Source organism: Aeromicrobium sp. Leaf289 (assembly GCF_001423335.1).
Lineage (GTDB): Bacteria > Actinomycetota > Actinomycetes > Propionibacteriales > Nocardioidaceae > Aeromicrobium.
In genome coordinates, this window is the sequence record NZ_LMNK01000004.1 from 95,785 (window position 1) to 110,972 (window position 15,188).

The 15,188-nt window shown below is 71.1% G+C and carries 17 protein-coding genes; 8 read left to right on the forward strand and 9 right to left on the reverse strand.

Annotated elements, in window-relative coordinates:
* Nucleotides 1-14 precede the first annotated feature (14 nt).
* The 3 genes from ASF37_RS13015 to ASF37_RS13025 all read right to left on the reverse strand — a co-directional run bounded on the left by ASF37_RS13015 (nt 15) and on the right by ASF37_RS13025 (nt 2,749).
* Nucleotides 15-248 carry a hypothetical protein gene (locus tag ASF37_RS13015; protein WP_156368206.1) on the reverse strand — a complete coding sequence of 78 codons (234 nt, stop codon included), beginning with the start codon at nt 246-248 and terminating at the stop codon, nt 15-17.
* Nucleotides 249-367: 119 nt separating this feature from the next.
* Nucleotides 368-1,642 (reverse strand): acyl-CoA desaturase, encoded by a 1,275-nt coding sequence (locus ASF37_RS13020; protein WP_082481978.1) that lies wholly within the window; start codon nt 1,640-1,642, stop codon nt 368-370.
* Between the two features lie 15 nt (nt 1,643-1,657).
* Complete coding sequence (locus ASF37_RS13025) at nt 1,658-2,749, reverse strand: ferredoxin reductase (protein WP_055965575.1); 1,092 nt, start codon at nt 2,747-2,749, stop codon at nt 1,658-1,660.
* Between the two features lie 158 nt (nt 2,750-2,907).
* Between ASF37_RS13025 and ASF37_RS13030 the strand changes: the two genes are divergently transcribed.
* Complete coding sequence (locus ASF37_RS13030) at nt 2,908-3,558, forward strand: TetR family transcriptional regulator (protein WP_055965577.1); 651 nt, start codon at nt 2,908-2,910, stop codon at nt 3,556-3,558.
* An 85-nt stretch (nt 3,559-3,643) separates the two neighbouring features.
* A complete protein-coding gene (locus ASF37_RS13035; protein WP_056581088.1) occupies nt 3,644-4,216 on the forward strand; it encodes a hypothetical protein in 573 nt (190 codons plus the stop codon).
* A gap of 20 nt (nt 4,217-4,236) precedes the next feature.
* Here the strand turns inward: ASF37_RS13035 and ASF37_RS13040 are convergent, their stop codons facing one another.
* Both ASF37_RS13040 and ASF37_RS13045 read right to left on the reverse strand, forming a co-directional pair.
* Nucleotides 4,237-4,641, reverse strand: coding sequence for an SRPBCC family protein (locus ASF37_RS13040; RefSeq protein ID WP_055965581.1), 405 nt, complete (start codon nt 4,639-4,641; stop codon nt 4,237-4,239).
* Between the two features lie 102 nt (nt 4,642-4,743).
* Complete coding sequence (locus ASF37_RS13045) at nt 4,744-5,430, reverse strand: TetR/AcrR family transcriptional regulator (protein ID WP_056581091.1); 687 nt, start codon at nt 5,428-5,430, stop codon at nt 4,744-4,746.
* Nucleotides 5,431-5,474: 44 nt separating this feature from the next.
* Here ASF37_RS13045 and ASF37_RS13050 point away from each other — a divergent pair, with 44 nt between their 5' ends.
* From ASF37_RS13050 to ASF37_RS17665, 3 genes are all read left to right on the forward strand, one after another.
* Nucleotides 5,475-6,713, forward strand: a complete 1,239-nt coding sequence (locus ASF37_RS13050; protein WP_055965585.1) for an oxygenase MpaB family protein — start codon at nt 5,475-5,477, stop codon at nt 6,711-6,713.
* A gap of 73 nt (nt 6,714-6,786) precedes the next feature.
* Complete coding sequence (locus ASF37_RS13055; RefSeq protein WP_056555488.1) at nt 6,787-7,005, forward strand: hypothetical protein; 219 nt, start codon at nt 6,787-6,789, stop codon at nt 7,003-7,005.
* 379 nt (nt 7,006-7,384) lie between these two features.
* Nucleotides 7,385-7,516 (forward strand): hypothetical protein, encoded by a 132-nt coding sequence (locus tag ASF37_RS17665; protein ID WP_255353828.1) that lies wholly within the window; start codon nt 7,385-7,387, stop codon nt 7,514-7,516.
* Between the two features lie 25 nt (nt 7,517-7,541).
* Here ASF37_RS17665 and ASF37_RS13065 read toward each other — a convergent pair whose 3' ends face one another.
* Nucleotides 7,542-8,573 carry a zinc-binding dehydrogenase gene (locus ASF37_RS13065; protein WP_235500001.1) on the reverse strand — a complete coding sequence of 344 codons (1,032 nt, stop codon included), beginning with the start codon at nt 8,571-8,573 and terminating at the stop codon, nt 7,542-7,544.
* 121 nt (nt 8,574-8,694) lie between these two features.
* Between ASF37_RS13065 and ASF37_RS17495 the strand changes: the two genes are divergently transcribed.
* Entirely contained in the window at nt 8,695-8,841 is a 147-nt protein-coding gene (locus tag ASF37_RS17495; protein WP_164468781.1) for a GPGG-motif small membrane protein, read from the forward strand.
* Nucleotides 8,842-8,934: 93 nt separating this feature from the next.
* Nucleotides 8,935-9,393: an SRPBCC family protein gene (locus ASF37_RS13070; protein WP_055965594.1), complete on the forward strand. Its 459-nt coding sequence runs from the start codon at nt 8,935-8,937 to the stop codon at nt 9,391-9,393.
* Nucleotides 9,394-9,450: 57 nt separating this feature from the next.
* Here ASF37_RS13070 and ASF37_RS13075 read toward each other — a convergent pair whose 3' ends face one another.
* The 3 genes from ASF37_RS13075 to ASF37_RS13085 all read right to left on the reverse strand — a co-directional run bounded on the left by ASF37_RS13075 (nt 9,451) and on the right by ASF37_RS13085 (nt 13,239).
* Nucleotides 9,451-9,840 carry a MerR family transcriptional regulator gene (locus ASF37_RS13075; protein WP_235493033.1) on the reverse strand — a complete coding sequence of 130 codons (390 nt, stop codon included), beginning with the start codon at nt 9,838-9,840 and terminating at the stop codon, nt 9,451-9,453.
* Between the two features lie 37 nt (nt 9,841-9,877).
* Complete coding sequence (locus ASF37_RS13080) at nt 9,878-11,491, reverse strand: ribonuclease J (RefSeq protein WP_235493034.1); 1,614 nt, start codon at nt 11,489-11,491, stop codon at nt 9,878-9,880.
* 143 nt (nt 11,492-11,634) lie between these two features.
* On the reverse strand, nt 11,635-13,239 hold the full coding sequence (locus ASF37_RS13085) for a peptide chain release factor 3 (RefSeq protein ID WP_055965599.1): 1,605 nt from the start codon (nt 13,237-13,239) through the stop codon (nt 11,635-11,637).
* 328 nt (nt 13,240-13,567) lie between these two features.
* Here ASF37_RS13085 and ASF37_RS13090 point away from each other — a divergent pair, with 328 nt between their 5' ends.
* Nucleotides 13,568-15,016, forward strand: a complete 1,449-nt coding sequence (locus ASF37_RS13090) for a SulP family inorganic anion transporter (RefSeq protein ID WP_369815238.1) — start codon at nt 13,568-13,570, stop codon at nt 15,014-15,016.
* Nucleotides 15,017-15,188 lie beyond the last annotated feature (172 nt).

Below are 15,188 nucleotides of genomic sequence, written 5' to 3' on the forward strand. Positions count from 1 at the left end.
AAAGGGATTCGCCCTCAGTGGTCCTGCGGATGGGTGGGTGTGACGCGTCCGGCGTCGTCGGGGTCCTCCCCGGCGCGGCGGCTGGCCTCGGTGATCTCGAACAGCTCGGTGCCGAACGCCCCGACCTCGGTCGTGACGCGACGCGCGGTGTCGAACAGGATGGCGCTGATGCGCCCGCCCGTGGTGATCGCCGCCTCCACGCCCTGCTGCACGGCGTCCTTCGCGATCTCGCGCCGGCTCATCGCCATGGCCGTCTCCTCGAGGGTGGGTCGTCCGGTCGAGTCCATTGTGGCGTACCGCCGGGATGCCGCACGACGACGCCCCGGGCGGTGCCGGGGCGTCGTCTCGTGGCGGACCTGGGGCTCGCTCAGGCCGCCGCGTGCTCGGACTCGCGCTGCTGCGCGGCCTCGCGCTTGGCGCGACGCAGGGCCTTGGACTCCGGGCTCTTGCCCTGCTTGTAGGGGTCGTCGGGCTTGCGCGAGAAGCCGGCGAGCTGGCGAGCGACACTCGCGAGCTGCTTGCTGAACCGGCCGCTGTTGTACTGCAGGCCGTGCTTCTCGCAGATCGCGCGGATCTCGCGGGCGACCTCGGGGTAGCGGCGCGCCGGGATGTCGGGGAACAGGTGGTGCTCGATCTGGTGGCTCAGGTTGCCGCTCATCACGTGGAAGGCGCGGCTGCCGCTGATGTTGGCCGAGCCCAGCAGCTGGCGCAGGTACCACTGGCCGCGGGTCTCGTTCTGCGCGTCCTCCTCGGCGAAGGTCTGCACCTCGGCGGGGAAGTGGCCGCAGAAGATGATGAGGAAGGTCCAGATGTTGCGGATCAGGTTGGCCGCGAAGTTCGCGCCCAGGACGGCGAGCGGGGCCCACCAGCCGACGAACGGCACGAGCGCGATGGCCAGGACCGGGTAGGTCACGTAGTCCTTGAGCACCTGGCGGCGAGCCTTGCGCGCGGCGCGGCTCTTGCGGTCGCGGAACTCCTTCTTCGTCATCTTGCCGCCGAGGTACTCGTCGAGCTCGAGGCCGTGGTACATCACGCCCCACTCGAAGAAGAGCATCAGCGCGAAGGCGAGCGGCAGGTTGAAGCGGTGGTTCGGGTACCAGGGCTGGTCGTCGTCGATCCGCAGCAGGCCGTAGCCGATGTCGCGGTCCATGCCGTGGATGTTCGTGTACGTGTGGTGGATGTAGTTGTGGCCGTGCTTCCAGTCCTCGGCCGGTGCCACGTTGTCCCACTCGTAGCGCTTGCCGTCGACCAGCGGGTCGTTCATCCAGTCGTACTGGCCGTGCATCACGTTGTGGCCGATCTCCATGTTCTCGAGGATCTTGGAGAGGCCGAGGAACACGATGCCGGCCACGAAGGTGGGCCAGAAGAACGGCGTGAAGATGCCGATGCGGCCGAGGACCTCGAACGTCTGCTGGATGCGGATGACCCGGCGGATGTAGTCGGCGTCGGCCTGGCCGAGCGAGTCGAGGGTGCGCTGGCGGATGGCGTCCAGCTCCTCGCCGAACCCCTCCAGCTCCTCGTAGCTCATGTACTCCAGGCCGATGGTGGACCGCTTGGAGGCGTCGGCGCCGACGAGCGGCTCCGGTGCGGCGTTGTGCTCCGAGGCGCTGAACGGTGCGATCGGGGTGCGCTTGCGAGACATGGGGACTCCCTTTCCTTAGAGTGCGACGCTGACGTCGCCGACAGGGACGTTGACGCAGACCTTGATGGTCTCGTCGGTGTTGGCGCTGACCTCGCCGCTGACGACGTGGCGGACGGCGCCGCTGAGCTTCTTGACCGCGCAGGTGTTGCAGACGCCCATGCGGCAGCCGAAGGCGGGCGTGAGACCGGCGGCCTCGGCCTGCTCGAGGATGGTGCTGCCGCTGTTGTCGGTGCTGGTGCCGGCGTCGTCGAAGCTGAGGGTGCCCGTGGCGTCGGCTGCGTCGAGGTCGACGGACGGGACCTTGAAGTACTCGGTGCGCAGCAGGTCGCGTGCGCCGAGCTCGTCGTAGGTGTCGCGGACGGTGGCGATCAGGCCGGCCGGCCCGCAGCAGAAGGTGGTGGCGACCGTCGGGTCGACGTCGAGCCGGCGCAGGTGGTCGAGTGCGAAGCGGCCCTCGAGCTCGGCCCCGACCTCGGGCTCGCGCGTGTAGACGCGGACCACGGTGGCTCCGGGGAGCTCGGCGGCCAGGCGGTCGAGCTCGGGGGTGAACATCTCGTCGCCCCGCGAGCGTGCGTAGTGCAGGAAGGTGACCCGGCCGCGGTGCCCGCGGTCGCGCAGCGTGCGCGCCATCGACATGACCGGGGTGATGCCGGACCCGCCGCTCAGCAGCAGGAGGTCCTCGGGCACCTCGGCGGGGAGCACGAACTCGCCCTCGGCCTGCGACAGGTAGACGACGGTGCGGGGCTGGAGCTCGCGGTGCAGGAACTGGGAGACGTAGCCGTCGGGGTGGGCCTTCACGGAGACGCTGAAGGTGCCGTCGGACGCGGTCTGGGAGCTGGAGACGGAGAACACGCGGACCCTGCGGGTGCCGTCGACCTCGATGCCGAACTGCACGTGCTGGCCGGGGACGAAGCCCTTCCAGGCGCCGTTGGGACGCAGCACCACGGTGCTGGCGTCGCCGGTCTCGCGTCGCACCTCGACCACCCGGGCGCGCACGGCCTCGACGGTCCACAGCGGATGGACCTGGTCGAGGTAGTGGTCGAGGGACTTGGGCGACGTCAAGGAGGCCACGGCGCGGGAGGCGAGGGCGGAACGGACGAGTCCCATGCGGTTCCTCTCCAGTCGAAGTCGTTCGGTGTACAAGCGTACACTCAAAGTGTGGGGGTGTGAACCACTGCAGGGCAAGAGGGCGTGTCGGTGACCTGGCACACGGCGACACACGCGTTCACCGAGGGGACGACGGCGGCACGGCCTAGACTCCAGGCGTGGCGGAAGCAGGACGAGCCGCGTCGCCCCGTGCGGAGACGACGCGCCAGGCGCAGAAGGAGCGCACGCGCGACGCGATCCTTGCCGCCGCCCTCGAGCTGAGCCGCGACCAGGGCTTCGCCCAGATCAGCCTGCGCCAGGTCGCCCGCCAGGCCGGCGTGGTCCCGACGGCCTTCTACCGGCACTTCGCGTCGATGGACGAGCTCGGGCTCGCGCTCGTGGAGCAGTCGTTCGGGACCCTGCGGGCGATGATCCGCGACGCGCAGCGCGACCCCGAGACCTTCGCCGACATCATCGACGCGTCGGCCGAGATCCTGGTGCGGGTGGTCAAGCAGAACAAGGCCCACTTCGGCTTCGTCGCCCGGGAGCGTGCGAGCGGCTCCGACGCCGTGCGGCAGGCCATCCAGCGTGAGCTCGAGCTGTTCATCTCCGAGCTCGCCGTGGTGCTGGCGCGGCTCCCGCACATCGAGACGTGGTCGGCCGAGGACGTCAAGCTCGCCTCGGGGCTCTTCGTCCGCAACATGGTCTACCGCGCCGAGCAGGTGGTGCAGACCCCCGACGGTCGCACTGACCTGGAGGAGGAGATCAAGCGCAAGGCCCGCCGCGAGATGCGCCTCATCGTGCTGGGCTTCCGCGACTGGCGGAGCTGACCGACCGCCCTCTCGAAGGGAGCGTGGGCTCAGGGTCCGGTGGTACCGTGAAGGGACTACCACCATCAGTCAGGCGGTGCTGCGCATGGATGATCTCGGCGCGCTCCTGGACGACGTGACGCGCGAGCACGCCGTGGGCGTGACGGCCGACGGTGAGCGCCTCGTCGCGCTGCGGGTCGCCGATGAGTGGTCGGTCGGGCTGCGCCTGCACCGCGAGGGCAGTCATCGGCAGTGGTCGGTGCGCGAGCTCGTGGTGCGGCGGGGGGCCGGCGACCGGTCGTTCGCCGGCAACGACGTGCGAGAGCTTCCGCTCGGCGCCCTCGTGGCCGAGGCGCGACGCCTGGCCACCCGCAGCGCCGGCCAGGACGCCGAGCCGCTCACCACCGTGCAGGCGTTGCTGCAGGAGCGATCGGGACGGCTCGGGCGCGACGACCTCGCGCTCGCAGCCGTCGCGTTGGAGTACGCGCGGATCGTCGAGCGCGGGGAGCGTGCGCCCTCGAAGCGGATGGCCGAGGCGCTGGGCGGCAGCGCCGGCACCTGGACGAACCGCGTCGCCGAGGCGCGGCGCCGGGGGTTCCTCACCGACGTCCCGCGCGGCGCCGCCGGCGGCGCACTGACCGACCAGGCCCGCGAGGTGCTGGGTCTGGTCCGGGCCTGAGGCAGGCCCTCGGGCGGCCCTCAGGCCAGGACGTTGGCGGCGTGCTGGTCCTGCGCGGCGGTGGCCAGCTTGTCGAGCGCAAGGCGGAACACGTCGTCGCCGAGCTGGTCCTCCAGCAGGTGGATGATGCCCGGGTCGGACTCGAACTCCGCGGACCACTCGACGTAGCACGTGGTGCCGGCGCCCTCCTGGACCTCGATCGTCGCGCGGTGCTCGGAGATCGGGAACGGCGGCTCCGGCATCGAGTACGACAGCGTGCGGGTCTCGTCGTCCTGGCTCAGCACCGTGACGACCAGGTCGGCGTCCGCCTCCGGGCCTCCGGAGTAGATGCTGAGGCGGGGGTGCCAACGGGCGAAGTCCTGGGCGAGCTCCCACACGAGGTCGGTGGGGGCGGCGACGAAGGTCCTGCGGGAGATGCGGCTCATGCGAACTTTCCGGGCTGGGCGACGTGTGCTCGCCCCATCCAACAGGCCGGGTCCGCACCTGTCTCGCCCGGGGGGTGAGGCATTGCTCACGTCGGCAGGTCGTCAGCTCCGGGCGGCGGGTCCCGTGCCGTCGGGCCGCGCGCCGGCGGGCTCCGCCACCTCGGGCACCGCGGTGGCCGGCCGGGCGGCGAGGTGGGCCGCGGTGAGGTGCACCAGCTCCTCGACGAACACGTCGCGAGCGATGTCGGGTCGCTGGAGCACGTAGTCGACGCTGAGGTGCTCGACCATGCGCACCAGCAGCCACGCCGAGGCTGACGTGGGCAGCGGCGTGGGCGTGCGGGAGACCGTCAGGTACGCCCCGACGAGGTCGGCGACGCGACGCTCGACATGCCCGACGTGGCCGGCGACGCGGGAGAGGGGCAGCTCCTGGGTGACCAGGCGCAGGTACTCGCGGTGTTCTTCCAGCACGTCGAGCAGTCCCTCGTACGCCGCTCGGACGAGCTGGTCGGGCGGCAGGTCGAGCCGGTCGGCGAGCACGGCGGTGAGCTCCTCGCCGATCTCGGCGGAGTACCGGTCGATGACCGCCACCAGGATCGCCTGCTTGTCGGGGAAGTACTGGTAGAGAGAGCCTGGGCTGACCTCGGCACGCGAGGCGATGCGATTGGTGGTCGCGCGCTCGTACCCCTCCTCGACGAGGACCAGCCTGGCAGCCTCGAGGATCCGCTCGACCATCCGGCGCGACCGGTCCTGGCGGGGCGCCTTGCGCAGCGTCTCGGGTGGTCGGCTCATACGCGAATTGTATGCGAGCAATTGCTCGTGTCACGCTCCAGTGCATGACCTCAGCTCCGACCGGCACCGTTCCTGCCCGTCCCGCGCCCGCCGACAGCGCACCCGTGCCCACCCGGCACCGGGCCGCCCAGGCGCGAGGTGCTCGCATGGGTCGCCCCCTGCGGGTGTTCGGGCGGGTGCGTCAGGTCGACGAGTCGCTCCTGCGGTCCATCGGGGAGGGCTACCTGCGCATCGACGACCCCGGAGCGCGGCTGGCCGCGGCGTTCCGTGCGAAGGGCGCGGACCGCGTGACCCACGACCAGCTGCGTCGCGCGCTCGAGGGGGACCTGGAGGGGGCGCCCCCCGCGCTGCGCAACCTCCTCGACCTCGTCTCCACGACGCCGGACTGGGTCGACTGGGACTTGTTGGAGGAGGGTGCGCGGGTCTACCGGACGTTCGGCCGCAACGCGGGCGACGTGCTGCTGCAGCTGTCGCTGATCGGTGGCTACCGCTTCGGCGGACCCACCGACCTGCTCGTCGCGACCGGTGGCCTGACGGGCGAGACGACGGTGCGGCGGCTGGCCGAGACCCAGCACTGGACGATCGCCGTCTCCCAGCCCGGCGCCATGCGCCCCGGAGCGCTCGGCTGGCGACTCACCGTGCACGTCCGGCTCATGCACGCGATCGTGAACCAGCGCTTCTCCGAGGGGGACCGCTGGGACACCGGGCACTGGGGCGCCCCGATCAACCAGACCGACCAGGCCGCGACGCTCGGGCTGTTCTCGGGAGCGCTGCTGCTGGGCGTGCGCGCGCTCGGCGTGCCGGTCTCCAAGGACGAGTCTCGAGCGGTGATGCACCTGTGGCGCTACATCGGCTGGCTGCTGGGCGTGGACGAGGCGTGGCTGTTCGACACCGAGCGCGAGCAGCACCACTTCAACTACCACGTGCTGCTGAGCCAGGACGACATCACCGACGCCGGGCGCAGGCTGACGCAGAGCATCGTCGATGCGCAGCCGCACCTGCACTACCGCCGGTTCGCCCGGTTCCACCGCTGGTACGCACCCCGACGGCTGCTCAGCATGCTCCGCCCGTTCCTCGGCACCGCGAGCATGCGCGAGCTCGGGCTGCCGCTGCGCCTGCCGTGGGCCACGGTCAACGCCCTGGTCGGCAACGCCGTGCGGTACCGCGTGCTGGGCAGGACTGAACGGGGTCGCCGCCACATCGACACGTGGTCCGCGCGCTACCGCGACGAGCAGCTCCACCGGTACTTCGGTGACACCGCGCCCGACGTCGGTGCGCTCTGAGGCGGTGCGCTCCGAGGTTGGGGCGCTCCGAGGTCGGATTGCGGATCGTCGGCCGGTGCGTAGCGTCGAGGGCATGACTGATCTGACCCCCGAGAAGCTCGAAGCTGTCCAGAACGTCGTCGACCGCGTGGGCGCCTACCAGGACGGTGCCCCCGAGGGCACCGTCGAGACGGAGCTGCGCAAGGGCCTGGGCGAGGCCGACGTGACGCTGGAGGACCAGCACGTGACCGCACTCGCCGAGGCCATCGAGGCCGCCGACGGCGACGTCGACGCCGCCTCCGTGCTCGGCTGACCGAGGTCGGCACCTGAGTCCCGTCCACCCCGCCGTCCACCGGGCGCCGCTGCGCTCGCGCGACGACACCGTCGACCACGCCGCGGCCGTCGAGCACGCGCTGCGGCGTGGTGTCGTCGGCCTGGGCGGCCGACTCGACGTCGCTCCCGCGGACCTCGACGAGGCGATCGGGCGGGTCGAGCAGCAGCACGGTGAGCGTGTCGCCGCCCGTCTGGAGCGCTTCGCCGCCCTGCCCGTCGGCGACTTCGTCTGGACACGCGACGCCGACGCGGATCTGTGGCTCGGCCGGATCGAGGGGGAGTGGCGCTTCGACGAAGCGCCTGCAGCGGCAGCGGCGGACCTCCAGCACGTCCGCTCCTGCCGGTGGTCGGACGCGCCCGTGCCGTGGTCGGACGTCCCCGCCGCGGTGCCCGCCACCTTCGCTCGCGGCGGCCGCAACTTCCAGCGCATCCACGACGCCGAGGCCGAGGCAGCGACGTCCCGGTGGTGGGCCGAGCACGGCTCACCGTGACGTCGGGCGACGCGAGCCGATCAGGTCACTCGGGCAACCACGGGTCGATCATCGTCATCCCGGCCACGGCCGCCTGGTCGAAGGTGGGCAGCAGGGCGGCTGCGGCCTGAAGGCCGATGGTGCGCTCCACCAGGAGGTCGGGGCGCAGTCGTCCGCTCGCCACCAGCTCCATCATCGGCGGATAGTCGACGGCGGCCATGCCGTGGCTGCCGAGGACGTCGAGCTCCCAGGCGATGGCCCGCTCGAGCGGGACGCGCGGATGCCCCTCGACACCGGGCAGCAGGCCGACCTGCACCATGCGGCCCCGACGCCGCAGGCTCAGCAGCGACGTCGCACTCGTCTGCTCGCTCCCCACCGCGTCCATGGCGACGTGGGACCCGCCGCCGGTCAGGTCGGCGACCGTGGCGGGCACGTCGTCGTCGGCCGTCACGGTGTGCTCGGCGCCCAGACGGGCGGCGACGGCCAGGGCCTCGGGGTTGCGGTCGACGGCCACGACGCGCGCACCCAGGGCGTGCGCGACCATGACGGCGCTCAGGCCGACGCCGCCGGCACCGACCACCGTGACCCACTCGCCCGCGCGCAGGCGCGCCCGGGCGACGAGAGCCCGGTAGGCGGTCGCGAACCGGCAGCCCAGGGCGGCGGCGGTCGCGAACTCGACGTCGTCGGGCACGGCGACGAGGTTCGTGTCGGCCGCGTGCAGGGCGACGTGCTGGGCGAACGACCCCCAGTGCGTGAAGCCGGGCTGCTGCTGGCCGGGGCACACCTGGGCATCGCCGGCTCGGCACCAGTCGCAGCGTCCGCACCCGCACACGAAGGGCGTGGTGACCCGGTCGCCGACCGCCCAGCCGGCCACGCCGGACCCGACCTCGCTCACGACACCGGCGAGCTCGTGCCCCGGGACGTGGGGGAACACGAGGTCCTCGTGCCCGGCCCAGCCGTGCCAGTCGCTGCGGCACAGCCCGGTGGCACGAACCTCGACGACGACCCCGCCGTCGGGCGCCACCGGACGTGCGACGTCCCGCACGTCCGGAGACGCACGGACAGTGTCGAGGACCATGGCGCGCACCGTCCCATCCTCCCATCTCCGGAAGATCGCTCCGGATGCGCGCCCGGCCGCCCGGTCCTACGTTGACGGGAACGGCCGGTCCAGCGCGGACCGGGCGGGAAGGAGCACCATCATGTGGGACACCATCTTGTGGATCGCCGCCGTGGTCATCGGCATCATCGGCGTGCTGCGCATCGTGCGCGGCGACATCCTCTGGGGCGCGGTGCTGATCGTCGTGGCGCTGCTCGTCGGACCCGGCGGCGTGAGCCTGCTGACCTGACGCGGTCCGTGCCGTGGACCGGGGCGCTTCCACGGGAGCGTTTCGGGGGGCCGGGCACCGGGTAGGTCATGGGCAGTCTGCGAAAGGACACCCATGAGCACCATCACCGAGACCATCGACGTCGACGTGGACGTCACCACCGCCTACGACCAGTGGACGCAGTTCGAGGACTTCCCGCAGTTCATGGAGGGCGTCGAGCGCATCGACCAGCGGGACGACACGCACCTGCACTGGGTGATCAAGGTCGGACCGGTCACGCGTGAGTTCGACGCGACCGTCACCGAGCAGCACCCCGACGAGCGGGTCGCCTGGCGCTCCGACGACGGACCTGAGCACGCGGGCGTCGTGACGTTCCACCGCCTCGGCGACACCAGCACCCGTGTGACGGTGCAGATGGACGTCGATCCCGAGGGCTTCGTGGAGAAGGTGGCCGACAAGACCGGCATCCTCGAGCGCCGCACGCAGGGCGACCTGCGGAACTTCAAGAAGTTCATCGAGTCCCGGGGCGGTCAGGAGACCGGCGCCTGGCGGGGCGACGTCGAGCACCCCTGAGCGAGCACGTCGGGTCCTGACCTCCGGTCGCGACCAGCAGGCGAGCCGCCCGTCCGATCACTCGGACGGGCGGTTCCTCTGTGCGACAGCGGCCAGGTCCCGCGCGAAGCCACGGGCCGCCTCGGTCTTGGCCTCGAGCTCCTCGAGGCGTTCGACCACCGTCGCCCGGACCTCGTCGAGCCGGTCGAGGGCATGTTGCGTCTGCTCGGTCGTGGCGGCCGGGTCCTGGAGCAGGTCGAGGATGCCGAGCACCTCGCCGATCTCCTCGACCGAGAAGCCCAGCGGCTTCATCTTCTTGATGAGCTCGAGCCGCGCCACGGCGGCCTCGGAGTACAGCCGGAAGCCTCCGGTGCTGCGCGCGTCGGGGATGACGAGCCCGGCCTCCTCGTAGAAGCGGATGGTGCGCAGGCTCAGGCCGACGCGCTCGGCGATCTCGCCGATCTGCATCTGCACGGCGCTCATCCCCCCGTGGCCCCGCCGTCGGTCATTCCTCGACGACGATGGCGTGGATGATCGGCTCGCGTCGGTAGGTGCGACGCATCCACGAGGCGGCGGTGCGCTCGATGGACTCCTCGGCGTCGGCCGGCGTCTTCCCGTCCGCCTTCTTCAGGGCCGAGGCCAGCTGCTGGGTGAGCGGCTCGAAGTCGCGCAGGTCCTCCATGAGGCCGTGCATCACGTACTCCGGCGGCTCGGCGAACGTGCCGCGCTCGACGTCGACGATCGCGATGATCGTGAGCATGCCCTCGTTGGCGAGGGTGCGCCGCTCCTCGAGCGTGTGCTCGGTCGTGCGGCCGACCACCATGTTCTCGACGTAGACGTGCTCGTTCGGCAGGTGTCCGCTGACCCGGGCGTGGCCGTCGACGAGGTCGACGACGTCGCCGTCGGTGCACAGCAGCACCGAGGAGTGGGGGATGCCGGTGCGCTCGGCGATGGCGCCGTTGGCGTGCAGGTGGCGCCACTCGCCGTGGACCGGCAGCACGTGCTTGGGTCGCACGATGTTGTAGCAGTACGCGAGCTCGCCGGCGCTGGCGTGGCCCGACACGTGGACCTTCGCGTTGCCGGAGTGCACCACGTTGGCGCCGCGGAACGCGAGGCCGTTGATGAGCCGGAAGACGGCGTTCTCGTTGCCGGGGATGAGCGAGCTGGCCAGGAGCACGGTGTCGCCCTCGCCGACGTCGATCTGGTGGGTGCCGTCGGCCATGCGGGCCAGTGCGGCCATGGGCTCGCCCTGGGAGCCGGTGCACACGAGCACGACCTGGTTCGGGGCGAGGTTGTTCGCGGCCTTGAGGTCCACCAGCAGTCCCTTGGGCACCTTGAGGTAGCCGAGCTCCTGGGCGAGGGCCATGTTGCGCACCATCGACCGGCCGACGAACACGACCTTGCGCCGGCTGGCGTGCGCGGCGTCGAGCACCTGCTGGATGCGGTGCACGTGGCTGGCGAAGCTGGAGACGATGATGCGGCGCGGGGCCGTGCGGAACACGGTCTCGATGGCCGGCTGCAGCTCGCGCTCGGAGGTGGTGAAGCCCGGCACCTCGGCGTTGGTCGAGTCGGTGAGGAACAGGTCGACGCCCTCCTCGCCGAGCCGCGCGAACGCGCGCAGGTCGGTGATGCGGTCGTCGAGCGGGAACTGGTCCATCTTGAAGTCGCCGGTGTGCAGCACGAGGCCGGCGGACGTGCGGATGGCCACGGCGAGGCCGTCGGGGATGGAGTGGTTGACGGCGATGAACTCCAGCTCGAACGGACCGAGCTTCATCACGTCGCCGGCGGCCACGGTCTTCAGGGGCGGGTCGACCGTGTGCTCGCGGAACTTGGCGCTCACGAACGCGAGGGTGAGCTTGCTGCCGATCACCGGGATGTCGCCCCGCTCGCGCAGCAGGTAGGGCGTGGCACCGATGTGGTCCTCGTGGCCGTGGGTGAGCACGAGGCCCACCACGTCGTCGAGCCGGTCACGGATGGCCGAGAAGTCGGGGAGGATCACGTCGATGCCCGGCTGGTGCTCCTCGGGGAACAGCAGGCCGCAGTCGACGAGCAGGATCTTGCCGTCGTGCTCGAAGGCGGTCATGTTGCGGCCGACCTCGCCGAGGCCGCCGAGCGGCATGACCCGCAGGCCGCCCTTCGGCAGGCGGGAGGGTGCCTGGCGCCTCGGCTTCGTGGCGGAGCGGTTGTTCTTGTTGGTGTTCCCGTTGCGGTTGCGGTTGCGGTTGTTGCTGCGGTTGCCGTTGTTGTTGGCCATGGGGTTCCTCAGGAGGTGGGAGTGCGGTCATCGACGTCGGCTGAGAGCGACTCGAAGGTGATGTCTGGGTGGTTGCGGGCGACGAACTGCAGCCGCCAGCGGTCGGAGAAGACCGCCAGGGCAGCGCCGTCGCTGCGTTCGAACGTCTCCACACCGTTGGTGCCGGCGAGGGTCTCGCGGTCGGCCGGCTCGATGCGCCGGGCGACGGTGTAGGGGAGGGGCTCGAGCCTGGTCTCGGCGTTGAACTCGCGGGCCAGGCGGTCGGTCACGACCTCGAACTGCATGGGGCCGACGGCCGCCAGGACCGGGGCCTGGTCGCCGCGGAAGTCGGAGCGGAGGACCTGCACGACGCCCTCACGGTCGAGCTGCTCGATGCCGCGGCGGAACTGCTTGAAGCGCGAGGTGTCGCGCGCCGTGATGGTCGCGAAGTGCTCGGGGGCGAACTTGGGGATCGGCGGGTACACGACGGTCGGGCCGAGGTGCAGGGTGTCGCCGATGGCGAGCTGGGACGCGTTGACCAGCCCGATCACGTCGCCGGGGTAGGCGAGGTCGGTCGTCTCGCGGTCGCGTCCGAACAGGTTCTGCGCGTACTTGGTGGCGAATGGCCGCCCGCTCTGGGCGTGGGTGACGACCTCGCCGCGCTCGAACACGCCCGAGCAGATCCGTGCGAAGGCCACGTGGTCGCGGTGGGCGGTGTTCATGCCCGCCTGGATCTTGAACACGAAGGCGCTGAAGGGGGAGTCGACCGGTCGCGGGTCGCCCTTCGCGTCCAGGCGCGCACGAGGCGCGGGCGCCAGCTCGAGCATGACCTCGAGCAGCTGGGTGATGCCGAAGTTGAGGGCCGCCGCCGCGAACAGCACGGGCGTGGTGCGACCGGCCAGGAAGGACTCGGGGTCGTGGTCGGCGCCGTCCGCGCTCAGGAGCTCGACGCCGCCGACGGCCTCCTGCCACGGGTCGCCGAAGACCTCGTCGGCGCGCTCGGGTGCGTGGACCGTCTCGCCCGCGCGGGTGGCCCCGCCGGAGGTGCGCTCGTACTCGACGGCGTGACCGTGCCGACGGTCGAGCACGCCGCGGAAGTCGCCGGCGATGCCGATCGGCCAGGTGATCGGCGTGGGTCGGATGTCGATCCGCTGCTGGATCTGGTCGAGCAGCTCGAGGGGGTCGAGTCCCGGTCGGTCCCACTTGTTGATGACGGTGATGACGGGGATGCCGCTGCGATGGCAGACGTCGAACAGCTTGAGCGTCTGGGGCTCCAGACCCTTGGCGCCGTCCAGCAGCATCACCGCGAAGTCGACGGCGGAGAGCACGCGGTAGGTGTCCTCGGAGAAGTCGGCGTGACCCGGGGTGTCGACCAGGTTGATGACGTGGCCCTCGTGCTCGAACTGCAGCGCCGTTGAGGAGATCGAGATGCCGCGGGCCTTCTCCATCTCCATCCAGTCCGAGACGGTGGCCCTGCGCCCGGCCTTGCCGTGCGTGGCGCCGGCCTCCGAGATCACCCGGGCATGCAGGGCCAGGGCCTCGGTGAGCGTCGACTTGCCGGCGTCGGGGTGCGAGATCACCGCGAAGGTCCGGCGGCGAGCCGCCTCGGCGAGCAGGGAGGTGGGGGAGGACATCGACCCGACTCTAACGGCGCGGCAGTGTGCACGGACCGGCAGCGCCGTCCTGCGGGTCGCGCCACGTCGCACCGACGGGGGTCCGGACCAACTCTTCCGTTGCGGTAGAGTTGGTCGGGAACGCCCTGAGCGCCGGGTCACGCACCCGGCGAAGCGGTGCGGCAGAACGCCCGCAGCACCCGCTCAGCGGCCCCCGTCGCGCCTCGTGCGCTCCCCAGTCCTCTCCTCCGCTCGGCTCGTCCGAGCCTGCTCGTGAACGGAGCCCACCGTGGCGCTCGACGCTGTCCGTCCCCCTGAGGTCGACGCACGACACACCGTCCGTGGGGCGCTGTCGTCGCCGAAGCTGCTGCGCACCGAGGTCCTGGCCGGCCTCGTCGTCGCGCTGGCCCTCATCCCCGAGGCGATCTCGTTCTCGATCATCGCCGGCGTCGACCCGCGGGTGGGGCTGTTCGCCTCGTTCACGATGGCCGTCTCCATCGCGTTCCTCGGCGGGCGACCCGCCATGATCTCCGCCGCCACGGGTGCGGTGGCGCTCGTCATCGCACCGGTGATGCGCGACCACGGGCTCGACTACCTGATCGCCACGGTCATCCTGGCCGGCATCATCCAGGTGCTGCTCGCGGTCGCCGGCGTGGCCAGGCTGATGCGCTTCATCCCTCGCTCGGTCATGGTCGGGTTCGTCAACGCGCTCGCGATCCTCATCTTCTTGGCGCAGGTGCCCTACATGGTCGACGTGCCCTGGATCGTCTACCCGATGATCGTGACGGGCCTGGCGATCATGGTGCTGCTGCCTCGGATCACCAGCGTGGTACCGGCGCCGCTGGTCGCGATCGTCGTCCTGACCGGCATCACGGTGGCGGCGAGCCTGACCCTGCCCGACGTCGGCGACGAGGGCGACCTGCCCGAGAGCCTGCCGTCGCTGTTCTTCCCGGACGTGCCGTTGAACCTGGAGACGCTGCGGATCATCGCGCCCTACGCGCTCGCCGTGGCACTCGTCGGACTGATGGAGTCGCTCATGACGGCCAAGCTGGTCGACGACATCACCGACACGCACTCGAACAAGTCGCGCGAGGCCTGGGGCCAGGGCGCGGCCAACGTCATCACCGGCTTCTTCGGCGGCATGGGCGGCTGCGCCATGATCGGCCAGACGATGATCAACGTGAAGGCCTCGGGGGCGCGGACGCGCCTCTCGACCTTCCTGGCGGGCGTCTTCCTGCTGGCCCTCGTCGTCGGCGCGGGCGACCTGGTCGCCATCATCCCGATGGCCGCGCTCGTGGCCGTCATGATCATCGTCGCCGTGTCCACGTTCGACTGGCACAGCATCCAGCCGGGGACGCTGCGCCGGATGCCGAAGAGCGAGACCACCGTGATGGTCGCGACCGTGGCCGTGGTGGTCGCGACGCACAACCTCGCGATCGGCGTCGTCGTCGGCGTGGTCGTGGCGATGGTGATGTTCGCCCGTCGCGTCGCGCACTTCACGCAGGTGATCGACGTGGCCCACCCCGACGAGGACACCCGCGTGTACAAGGTGGTGGGTCAGCTCTTCTTCGCCTCCAGCAACGACCTGGTCCACCAGTTCGACTACGTGGGCGACCCGAAGAACATCGTCATCGACCTGTCCGACTCCCACGTCTGGGACGCCTCCACGGTGGCGGCGCTCGACGCGATCGAGAACAAGTACCGCAGCAAGGGCAAGACCGTCGAGATCCAGGGCCTCAACGAGGCGAGCCGGCAGCGGCACGGCCGCCTCGCCGGCCACCTCGGCGGCGAGCACTGACCGAGGCTCCGGCCTAGCGATTCCCATCACCTGATGGGAATCGCGAGCTCACCTGGGTTTCCTGCCACTCACCCTGGCGTGCGCGCCAGGGCGAGTGGGGGAGAACCGAGGTGAGTGCGGGTGCGGCCGACGCACGATCGCCTCGCCTGGCGTCCGCTACGGTGCAGGCCGG